This is a genomic window from Vibrio aestuarianus, assembly GCF_012395185.1.
GTDB lineage: Bacteria > Pseudomonadota > Gammaproteobacteria > Enterobacterales > Vibrionaceae > Vibrio > Vibrio aestuarianus.
Genome location: NZ_JAAZTU010000058.1, coordinates 1 through 11,117, shown reverse-complemented (window position 1 = coordinate 11,117; position 11,117 = coordinate 1). Strand labels below are relative to the sequence as shown.

Here is an 11,117-nt window from a genome sequence, read left to right as displayed (position 1 = left end):
CCTTTAAAGGTCCTGATAACATTAACTATATAAACGAAATGTAACACAATGAGGAATCAAAATGGATATAGTAACAGTAGCATCAATCAAAGGCGGTTCAGGTAAATCAACGACTTGTGAGCAATTAATGTTTCCCCTAGAACGAGATTTTTTAATGAATCTTGACCCCTACGGGACGTATGAATTAACGAATGCATTACGTTCAGCGAATGGGTATAGAAAAATTAATTTTCTAAATATCACATCAATTGAACAGTTCAAACAAGCAATTGAAAAGCATGCTGATAAGAAAATAATCATCGACTGTGGCGGTTATGAAAGTGCTTTAACTATGGCTGCAATGAGCGTAGCAACAACCATCATCACACCAATAAATGATTCAATTAAAGAAATGGCAACGCTGAGAAACGTTAATGCAACGCTTACTTCTATCAGTGAAAAAACAAACAAACCTATAAAAGCTTATGTTCTTGTAAACCGTGTGCATCACGCAAAAACATCACTATCTGAATTTGATAATTTAACGAGCAAATGCCCTAACCTAGTGCGTCTTAACTCTACCATTAGCTTTAAGAAAGGATTGCTTGAAACCGCTACTTCAGAAGGTTTAACGATTCCTGAGTATGAATTGAAGCGTGTTCAGTCGATACGAGCAAAACAAGCTCAAGAACAACAGAAAATGGATACTGATAAAGCCAACGGTAAAACTATTACTCTAAAAAAATTCGTTGCACCAACACTCAATCAATCAGTAAGTGAAATTTACGCACTTGCAGACGAAATCAAATCAATTATTAACGCATAACGCATAAGGAAAAAGAAAATGACTAAGAAAAAATTAGATATAGAACTATTTGAAATGCTTGAAGATATAGACAAGGCTTCAGAAGGTGCAGCATTAGTAGAAAATGACAACATAGAACCTATCAAAATCGAACGTGATAGATCACGAACAAAAGGTAACAATAAACTTCTTACTGATATTCCAGAGACACTTCTAGCTGATTTTTATTCACTAAAAGCTTCAGGTGATGCGAAAGGTTGTTATCGTGATTATATTATTCAAGCTCTAATCGAAAAGACAGATAGAGACCTAAAGATAAAGGAGAAGAAACAACGTGAACAGGTTTAAAACTAAGTTCGAGTTTGTAGAAGATAAATCTTTGTCTTCTTCAAACTGAACAATCAACGCAAGGCGATAGTATGACTAAATCATTCAGAAACTAAAAAAGGCACTTTTCAGAAAGTGTCTTTTCTTTGCGAAGCATAAAAAATCAATTTAATAATTATACCTATACAGATATATTTAAAGAAACATTAACATTATAATACTTTAAGAAATCTATAAATTTAAAGATAAAACCCCTTCATCAAAAAAACATAGAATCATTTGTAAAACCCTGTCTCTTTACTATCTGAAACAAAATGGTAGAAATATATTAAGGACACTTAATATTAAAAGGAATTAAAAAATGAATTTATGCAAATCAGCAATACTCTTATCAACACTTTTCACAATCCAAGCTCAAGCAGAATTTGTTGCTATCGTTATACCGCCCCAAGGCTTATATACAGAATCAGAAACAGACGCAACTTTAGACGTAACTCAACAAATCGTTACTGGAACATACTCTGTTACTAACGCTGAATTAATCTATTCTGATGTGTTGATCAGTGATGAAGGTTGTGATGTTGAGCTTGAAGGTGATGAAAGTTCAGGAACGTGGACTTATTATAATAATCTGGCTTGTTCTGATGATGATAATTTTACTCTTCTAGCAACAAAGGGCTTAAGCAATACAGTTACAATCTTTAGAAATAACACTTGTGATTATCTTGCGAATGAGTGGTTAACAGCGGCACACGATGGAACTGGGACAGGATTATTGTATTGGGAAAATTCGTGTTCAATCAATAATTCTATTATACGTTCTTTAATAAGCTCTGACGATGATGTGCCAGCTTACTATCTTGATTCGATTTACATAGATATATTTTCAACAGGAGAAGGAGAAGAAAACCTTGAAGGTGAGCCTCTTGAACCTACTCTTCCTGATGAGGGTGAAGGAGAAGGATCTGTAAATCCTGAATTTAACTTGCCATACATTCAATGGGTCTACGATGACATAGTTGTTGACCATCCATTTCTAGAAAGTATTGATTTGTCTAACCTTACTTATGTTCTTGGTGATTCTGTAATTTTGAGGGGAATGAGTAACATAACTTCTTTTGATTTGAGTAGTTTAAGAAATTACAACAATGTTCCTCTCAACGTAAATGTAATGGGTGCAATGAATGCAACAGAGCTTGATGTATCAAGGCTTACATTCGCAGACATAGATATTAGTTATACAAATATAAGTGATATTTCTAAATTTTACAGATTACAATCTGGAACAATTATAACAAATAATGATAGTGAAACATTCTTTCCTCAAGTAACAACTTTTCCGAATAAAAATAGCAGTTTTTGTTATGGCGTTCGTTCAGGCAACATAACTTTATCAAGTTCAATTTCACAATCCAATGCTGAAAGTGCTTGTAACTGGTAAAGGGTTTAATTTATATAATAGATAAACAATAAATTAGTAGAACACTCTTGATTTAAATTTTATACATGATAAATATAATTAAGTAAGCATATTACTATTCCTTAAATAAAAAAGTTTTTCCACATCATTTGATGTGGTTTTTTCTTTATACTAAAAGAAAATTTAATTCATTTAAAAAATATATCCGCTCTCCTTCTTTTATTATATCTAAATTGTGATATTCCTGTAGTTAACAAAAGGAATATAACAATGAGAATAAACAAGGGAAACATACTAAAACTAATAATTACACCGATCTTGCTTTTAAGCTTATCAGGATGTTTTGAACATACGAATGATGCTTGCGTTGATAAAGCCTCAGAGATAAACATTACTTATAAATCTTGCAAAGATAAAAATAAGTTTTTAACTGAAACAAACCTTCACATCAAAGACCCAGAAAACAAATCATATTATAGTAGTGGTGAATATCTCACAGAGGATGAATCAAATCGACTAAACAACAATGCAATAAATGTTCAAAAGAATTTAGAAAAAATCCACAATCTCAAAATGCGTGTTGCAGAAACTCTTTTATCATTTCTAATGTATGCAGCTTTAATCATTGTTCCCATATCATTATACAAAACAATGAAACGCTCTGAAGAAGGTAAGCCTCACAAGATTTGGTTTAACTTATCAATGTTCACCATTGCTACAGCATTTACTTACTTTGTTACTTCATCAAATGGTTTTCTGGTTAACATGGGAAGTGCGATGAATGCACTAGGACAAGTTCTATTTACGACAACTGAAACATTGTTAATATCAGAAGGGAATCAAAGGAAATCTCAGATAAATAGCTATAGTAAAAACGAAGCGTTGAAGGATGATGAAGCACTAATAAAAATTGGAGTATGTCTTAGTAACAACCAAAAAAGAACGCTTGAACGCCGTCAAAATGGCATTGATTTATCTTATGAAGTGATAGAAACAAAAGAAGGTGAAGAATACATTTATAACAAACTTACTTCTCAACAAGATGTTGTTGATTTTTACTATGAAAAAAATGTTCCATACGTGAAGTTTTACGATGAACGAACCAACAAAAAAATCTCTTACACCATTAACAAATTCGGGTTGATTCATAGTGTAAATTTTGCAAACTGTGGACAAATCACAGCAGCGAATAAAAAAATCTCATCAGCGGTTTTTAGCATCATGGAAGACGTAAAATTCAATAGCATTGTTCATTCTGCAATAAAAAACAAAACGTTAAATACATCTTGGAGTGAGATTGAAAATGCTTACAAAGATAAGTATATGATGACTGAAAATGCAAAGCTTAGATTGATGTATCTAGCTTTAATTTACTTAGTTGAATACAAGAAAGGTCTGGTTATCGGTTCTGTGGAACTTGGTTATGATGCCGGGAAAGATACTGATTATCTGGCTGGAGAACAAGAATATATTGATTTTGATTCGAGCAATTTACAATCATTTTTGTCTAAAACTGATGCTATTTACGAAAACATCAATGAAACTATCTGTATCACTGAAGCTGATTTAGTAAAAGAGACAATCAACGACTTAGAAGATTTCGATACTACATCATTCATGAGCCAATATTCATGTGTTAATTTTGATAAAGATAATGGAACACTTTCAGCATCAACCACTTCAAAGAAAATTTATGATAATAGTAACAAACAAGAAATTGACACGAACATCTTTAGGTTAGTGAATCAAACGAATCCTTTAGTTTCAGAATCGGCAGAAGAACTAATCTCTGGGTATGCTGAAGTTGATGATTTATTCATTCAGATTGTAGATAGTATCTACAGCTTTCAAGATGATGTTGCTTATATTCACAACAAAGGATATTTCTATCAAAGTGAGCTTTTTCACTACATCAACACTCAAACGAATGGCTACCTTTCGATGTATTCTGAGTTAAATGATGTTCTTGATATTAGTTACGCTAAAGCGTTACCGAATTATGCCTCTGGTGATAATGATGTTGAATCAGATTTATACTCTTACAAGTCAGGATACATCAACTATTTCTTAACGCCTTTGTTTGAACAGACTAATTTATCTCAAAGCACAGCTCCAAGTAATTACAGTTCTCACGCTATCGAAATTGCTACAGATTCAAGTCGTTTCAACGTTGATAAAAAGGATTTAGTGTCAGTGAGAAATGCTGAAACTCTCTTCAAAACGGGTCTTGATTCAATGACGAACGTTTTTAATTCAGTGAGTAAAATCACTTGTTCTGATGATGAAACGTGTGCTGAAAAGCAAAAAGATTTTCAGGGTGCGCCTGAAATGCAGAGATTGAGTTCTGATCTAAAAGTTGGTTCTGCTCTTGGGTTTGGTCTTGGGTTTGGTCTTAAAGGAAGTGGTATGATGATTCAAGCATCAACTAAACAATCTTCAGAAAATTCAACTTACAAACAAGGTAAGAAGAAAAAGAAAAAATCCCACTTAAAAAGTGTTGGTAACGGTATAGGTTCAGCTATAAACGAAACTGGAAATTTGATGATAGGTTCAAGTGTTGTCGCTGCAATATCTGCAACAATAATTGATTTTCAATTCAAGTATGAAAAATTATTCTTAGTATTTTCATTAGTGTTCTTAGTTCTGTATATCTATGTTCTGCCTTTCTTCATTATGCTTGCCTACTCAGCATTTCTATGGACTTGGAAAGATTCAGAGCAAGGAAAAAAGTTCATTCTCTATTGTTTTAACGCAACTGTTTATCCATATTTATTCATGCTTACATTATCAATTGCTCTTTTTACTAATAACTTAATGAGAGCCTTGATCATGAAATTTATGCCGACTATTTCAAGTTATACAAATTTTGATTCTGACACAAGTTCAATGATTCTTGGTCTTATCGGACCTTTATTGCAAGTAATTCTGACATTTATAATTACTTTTGCATTAGTCTACATATCATTCAAAAAAATCTTGGTTGAAGTTAAACCTTTAGTTGATTCAGCAATCAAGGGTGGCTTTAACAATCTTGAAGAGTTTGTTAATAGAAACGACCAGCAAAAACTTGTCGCAAAAACATTACTATTAAATGAAACTTTAAAGAAGGTTGCAAAACACAAACAAAAAGACAAAGAATAAAACCATTATCATTAAAATAAAAAGACTGTTTCAACGGTCTTTTTTTTACACTTTAATATATCTAAATTGAAATAATGTTGATTCGTGATATTAAAATATTATCACAAAGGAATTAACACCATGAGAAGAAATGACAAAAAGTCGATAGAAAGACAAATCAGAAAAAACAAATCGAGAAACATAAAAAATAAACTTAAAAAATTTAAAATAAAAAAATTAAATTATATTTCAAAAACAAATTTAAAGAAAAAAACTTTAGAATTAAATTTAAAGAAAAACATTAGCAATGATAATGAAGCAACCGTAAGTGTTCCAAGCTCAACACAGAAAGTTTTAACTGATGTTCATTCCAACAAAAAATTCTTTTTTTTATTATCTATTGTATCTACTCTGATCTTTTCTTATCAGTCTGAAGCTGTGAATGCTCTTATCTCAGAGAGTCTTCACGCCCCACTGACCAGGATTGTGCATTCTATTTTCCCTAGTGTATCAAGCGAAGTTTATCCGTCTTACGTGTCATTAGACAGTCCAATGCAGCTTGCAGCCTTGGCGCAATCGCTCGATCAAATTCTATTAGATTATGTGCCGATAATCGTTTTGATTTTCTGTGTCTTTTTCTTATTAGAATCATTAAGTCCTGATGGTCCTTCAAAAGGAACTAAAAGTAGAGTTCTTGCTATGCTATTCGTGTTGTTCATAGCTTCGCCATTAAACTCACATGAATATGAGAATGATTCAGGAAGAACAGAAACTGTTAATAATTATAGATTTGTCTTACAAACAGTATTTGCAACAATTGTCGGAGCTGGGGAAAGCTGGATTGATTACTTCAATGATGGATACATTGGTATTCATTCGATAAAGCTACCAGAACCAAAGGTTCTAAAGGATAACTACCTAGAAGTTTCTCATGTTTTCCTCAAGAATGTTGAATCTCATCAAGACGTTTTAGATACGAAACTGAACGTTAGTTTTAAAGATGGTAAGTATACAGCAAGATTTGAAATGGGCGGTTCAGAAACCATAATTTCAAATATGAGCAATGTGATTTTGAATCACAAATCAGAAACAATTGATGAAACGTTAAATGAAAAAGAGATGATTCAGGATTTCTATCAGTCTCTTTTCGAACATAGCTATCTTGTCGCTCAAAACATAGCAAGCACCGAAGTTTTAACGGATAAACAACTTTCTAGTGATCTAGCAGACGCACAAAACATCAACGATGAAAAATATGTATTTGATGGAGATTACAGACAATATTGTTCTGGGATTTACACTTATGATTTGTCTGGGGCTGACATGATTGTGATGACTGCATACCTTGATATTGCGGCTCAATGTGCGAGTCATAATTTTTTAGTCAAACATTATGAAAGTCCGTTTTTTGATTCAGAAAAGATTCTCAATGGTCAAGGTGAGTTAAATGACTTTAACGCTATGCCATTCGGTCAATCTGTGTTTGAACTTAGTTTTGATGAGATTAAAGCGAATGCAAAAACAACATGTTCATCTGGGGGATACTTCGCCTGTGCTGAAGCGATTCAAATTGTTGAAAAAGCTTATGTAAAAACTAACAAAAATCTTGGTCTAATTTCTACTCCTGTAAATGCAATTAACGATGTAGTTTCAAGCTATGTTGATATATCAGGTGATGTGATGAAACGTAGACTTCACACACAAACACCAGTGAAAGGTGTTGGTTATCGTGATCTAACTTTAGATAAAGATGCTCTCTTTTCTATAAATTTCACTAAGAACATCGCAAAGCAAGATTTTGAAGTTCTTCATGTTCTTCAAACCATTGATCTAAGTAAAATGCCTGAGCCTGATTTTGGCACTATCATCAACACTGTGGCAGGTTCTGATTTTATGACTCCAATTCACAGATTTACTTCGTGTATCAACGCATTCGATCAACAGAGAAACGGCTATAAATGTAATTCGGCTACAGATGAATTGATCGATATTGGAACTGGATTCCTTCAGTGGGGCGTAAGTTTTAAAACTGGTGCAACTCTTATGTCATTTAACAAGAAGAAGGGGAAAGCATTCAAAATGAGTTCTGATAAGCTTAAGAAATATGGTGCGGCAATTGGAACAGCTACAGCGATTCTAGCCCCTTCAGCTTACGATAATTTTTTCAAAACAAGCCCTTACTACAGTTCCGAAGGTGCAACAGCTATGTTGATGACGACTGCAATCCTTCAGTATTTTGGACTTGAAGCAGTTAAATTTTTAAGCTGGCTTGGAAGCGTAAGTATAGGAATAGGTTTTCTTTTCTACTATCTTGTTTTGATGCTCCCTTTGACGTTTTTCAAATATTCATTGATAAGAAGTTATACGTTCATTATCGACCAAACGATAGCATTTAACTTATTCTTCCTAAATGGGTTTTCAAGGGGTATGGATGGTATAGAATCTGTTTATGATGAGTTAGTTATTGATCTACATTCATTAATGATGAATTTCATTTTACAAATACTTTCACCTGTAATTTTAAGCTTCTCTCTTATAATTATATTTCAATACATTAATGATATTCTAATAAAAATTGATGGTGATTTTGCCACTCAAGTAATGAACATTATTATATTGCTATTTGAGTTTTTAGCCTTGATTTTACTGCTTAGGATGTTACCAAAAATGATAAACGCCCGTATTGATAGTTGGGCTGAAAATCAGAAAGCTTCACTTTCTAAGTAAAACCGTAAAAATTGAAGAAGAATTATTTATATAGTTCTTCTTTTTTTTCGTTTATCTAAAAAGGTTTTCTCTCCTAAATCTTCGTTGCTCTTTATTTTTTTTGAATATATGTAAGTAATGATAATAGCGATACAAAACAAGGAGAGTATTATGCTAGAAGAAAAAGAAATTATAGATGCTGATTTTGATGATGTAATTGATAATGAATCATTGAAATTTGGCACACCAACCATTCAATCACCGATGATTGATAATATGTTTGATTTTGATTTTATTAACTCAATGTTTCCCGATACAAAAGAAGCATTAAAAAAACCGATTGAAGAGATAGACGAAACGATCAAGAAGTCGAAAACTCGAAAAGAATTTCTTGCTGAAATTCATGAAGGTATCTTTTCGAAATACGATAAGAAGAAAAACAAATATTATCTCGAAGGTGAGTTGGCTTTCACTGTTAGAAAGTCGCTTATAGGAAGAAACAAAGGTGTAGACTGTGGATTTAATCCATCAGTTCAAGTCATTTCTGATAGTCTTTCGACCTGTAAACACCCTATCACTGACATTCCCGTTGATAACCCTGAGTTTATGGATAATTTCAAACAAGGTTTGATCAAATCAGTCGATGAACAAGGCTTTGATATTGATACGCTTAAGGTTGCTAGGAGTTGCCCTAATCGCAAAGAATTACTGATGATTATTGATGAAGTTAAGAACCGAAATTCTTTTAAGCTTGGTGAAGAACTCGATGACCAAAGTGAAGATGTAAAGAATGACAAGGTTCAATCAGAAAATAAATCTACACAGCAGAATGCTGTGTCTCCTGACGATGATGAAGAGATGTTGGCGTTAGAACTTTTATCATCTAGTTATGACGATGATGAAGAACCTGACTTTCCACAACTGCCCTTCTTAGGTAAGAAGCGTGTTGAAGTTCCTTCTTTACCTGCTCCTAATCCTAATTCTGATATTGACCAAATGCTTGAATTTGACGATTGTGATTTGACGTTTGAAGATGAAAATCCAGATTTTGAACATATTATAGCTCAAGATTTTGAGCTTGAAATGAATGAACTCAATAAACCTTCAAAACTCGTTTTAGACAGAGATGACAAAAGAAATGAACTTCTGCGTTCTCTTGAAGAAGATTCACAACCTTCACCTGAATCATCTAAACCAAACCGAAGTCGAAAGAGAAATTCAAAATTATCAATGTAAACATAAAAGCCAACATACATATGTGTTGGCTTTCTAAAAATCTTTCTAGAATATTTGACACAAAGTTTCTTATGTCTTAGATTACTTATGATAACAAATCAATTAAGGTAAAGATTATGTCTACTGACCAAGACCAACGCATCAAAAAATTTGAAGCGGAACAAAAAGCAAAACTAGCCCAAGATGTTGCTGCGTTCAAAGCAAAGCTAGAACGTGAAGAAAAAGTTGAAGAAACTTTAAAAGTCGTAAAAGATGAAAAAGATGATGAACTTAAAGAAGATATTTTAGCATCAATTATACCTTGGGTTATTGAAAATTCATCTTTAGTCAGTAGTGAAGATGAAACCAATTTATCAAAAACTTTTGGTAAAAAATCCAAATCTAAATCTGGCACACCACCTAAAAAAAATTATTATTTAGTTGATACTATCACTCTTAAAGAAGAAGCTCCTGATTTTTGCAAAGAGCTTTTAGCTGATAAAGATGTAGTTCTTCAAGAAGAAGATAATAATTACGCAGTTGTTTATAACAAGGCTTTTGCTGGTAAAGTTAAAGAAGAAGCAAAGAAATTAAACATTACAGCAGGTGATTTATTTAGAAAACATTCTAATGCAATAAAAACTCTACCACCAGAACATAATTTTGACGTTTCAAAATTCAAGAAGACTGAATTTAAACCTTATACTTATGCACCATCACCAAAACCGTCAAAAAAATAATTTATGCTTCGCAATAAAAAACCGCACTAGGCGGTTTTTTATGTTTCTGATTAAAAATTACTTAAGAGCTTTTGCTACTGCAAATTTAATTAAGTAAATTTCAGGATAATCAAAACGTAGGTGAACACGTTTGAAATCGTAATGTGAATCTATTATATATTTTCCACTTCTTAAACAGCTTAACAATGCTTGTTCGAGTGTTGATATATCGTGAATCATTGGAAGTGAAGTAAAATCCTTTTCAATTCTGTTACTGATTTTACGAAAGCTTTGAACGTCTTCTTTGGTAACAGCTTCAACCAAATATTTAGCGTGAGCATAGCTTAAGTTCAATGCTTTAAGTTCCTTGTCGACCTTCTTGATTTTGTCTTTATCATCACTAATTTCATCAAAAACAAATCTCAGCGATTCACCATAAACTCTATTAGCAACAACCACTTTCCCAAGTTCATCAGTCAACTTCTCAATCAAGTTAGGATCTGCAATGGCGTTTGAATAGTTGCTGATATGAACCGATTGTTCAAACAACTCTTCAAATTCTTTAGCTACGATTTTCGATTCAGTATTTGAAGATTTTACTATCTCAGCATTTTTTTTAGACTTAGATTTTTTATAATTTCTAATTGCTACATCTAGTTCATAGTTGCACTTACTCAGATTAAATGTTTTTTCTACCAGTTCATCTATATCCATCTCAAGAATCATTGCTAAATCGTAATTACCATATTAATTATAATAGTTATTAATTATATAAAACTCATACATAAGTAATTCTCCTTTTTTTTAATATACCCACACAACTATA

At 32.4% G+C, this 11,117-nt stretch carries 8 protein-coding genes; 7 read left to right on the top strand and 1 reads right to left on the bottom strand.

Going from position 1 to position 11,117, the window contains the following annotated elements; all coding sequences use genetic code 11:
- Positions 1 to 61: 61 nt before the first annotated feature.
- The 7 genes from HGG78_RS17880 (at position 62) to HGG78_RS17850 (ending at position 10,312) form a co-directional block, all read left to right on the top strand.
- A complete protein-coding gene (locus HGG78_RS17880; RefSeq protein ID WP_172533701.1) occupies positions 62 to 805 on the top strand; it encodes a ParA family protein in 744 nt (247 codons plus the stop codon).
- Positions 806 to 823: 18 nt separating this feature from the next.
- Complete coding sequence (locus HGG78_RS17875; protein WP_075497990.1) at positions 824 to 1,132, top strand: hypothetical protein; 309 nt, start codon at positions 824 to 826, stop codon at positions 1,130 to 1,132.
- A gap of 340 nt (positions 1,133 to 1,472) precedes the next feature.
- Positions 1,473 to 2,552, top strand: coding sequence for a hypothetical protein (locus HGG78_RS17870; protein WP_172533700.1), 1,080 nt, complete (start codon positions 1,473 to 1,475; stop codon positions 2,550 to 2,552).
- Between the two features lie 249 nt (positions 2,553 to 2,801).
- Positions 2,802 to 5,672, top strand: coding sequence for a hypothetical protein (locus HGG78_RS17865; protein ID WP_172533699.1), 2,871 nt, complete (start codon positions 2,802 to 2,804; stop codon positions 5,670 to 5,672).
- A 120-nt stretch (positions 5,673 to 5,792) separates the two neighbouring features.
- A complete protein-coding gene (locus tag HGG78_RS17860; protein WP_172533698.1) occupies positions 5,793 to 8,378 on the top strand; it encodes a hypothetical protein in 2,586 nt (861 codons plus the stop codon).
- Between the two features lie 150 nt (positions 8,379 to 8,528).
- On the top strand, positions 8,529 to 9,593 hold the full coding sequence (locus tag HGG78_RS17855; RefSeq protein WP_172533697.1) for a hypothetical protein: 1,065 nt from the start codon (positions 8,529 to 8,531) through the stop codon (positions 9,591 to 9,593).
- Positions 9,594 to 9,709: 116 nt separating this feature from the next.
- A complete protein-coding gene (locus HGG78_RS17850; RefSeq protein WP_172533696.1) occupies positions 9,710 to 10,312 on the top strand; it encodes a hypothetical protein in 603 nt (200 codons plus the stop codon).
- Positions 10,313 to 10,369: 57 nt separating this feature from the next.
- Here the strand turns inward: HGG78_RS17850 and HGG78_RS17845 are convergent, their stop codons facing one another.
- Positions 10,370 to 11,005: a hypothetical protein gene (locus HGG78_RS17845; protein WP_172533695.1), complete on the bottom strand. Its 636-nt coding sequence runs from the start codon at positions 11,003 to 11,005 to the stop codon at positions 10,370 to 10,372.
- Between the last annotated feature and the right edge of the window lie 112 nt (positions 11,006 to 11,117).

Coding starts and splice junctions, on each gene's coding strand:
- HGG78_RS17850 (WP_172533696.1), top strand. CDS start 9,710: ATGTCTACTGACCAAGACCAACGCATCAAAAAATTTGAAGCGGAACAA.
- HGG78_RS17845 (WP_172533695.1), bottom strand. CDS start 11,005: ATGGATATAGATGAACTGGTAGAAAAAACATTTAATCTGAGTAAGTGC.
- HGG78_RS17875 (WP_075497990.1), top strand. CDS start 824: ATGACTAAGAAAAAATTAGATATAGAACTATTTGAAATGCTTGAAGAT.
- HGG78_RS17870 (WP_172533700.1), top strand. CDS start 1,473: ATGAATTTATGCAAATCAGCAATACTCTTATCAACACTTTTCACAATC.
- HGG78_RS17860 (WP_172533698.1), top strand. CDS start 5,793: ATGAGAAGAAATGACAAAAAGTCGATAGAAAGACAAATCAGAAAAAAC.
- HGG78_RS17855 (WP_172533697.1), top strand. CDS start 8,529: ATGCTAGAAGAAAAAGAAATTATAGATGCTGATTTTGATGATGTAATT.
- HGG78_RS17880 (WP_172533701.1), top strand. CDS start 62: ATGGATATAGTAACAGTAGCATCAATCAAAGGCGGTTCAGGTAAATCA.
- HGG78_RS17865 (WP_172533699.1), top strand. CDS start 2,802: ATGAGAATAAACAAGGGAAACATACTAAAACTAATAATTACACCGATC.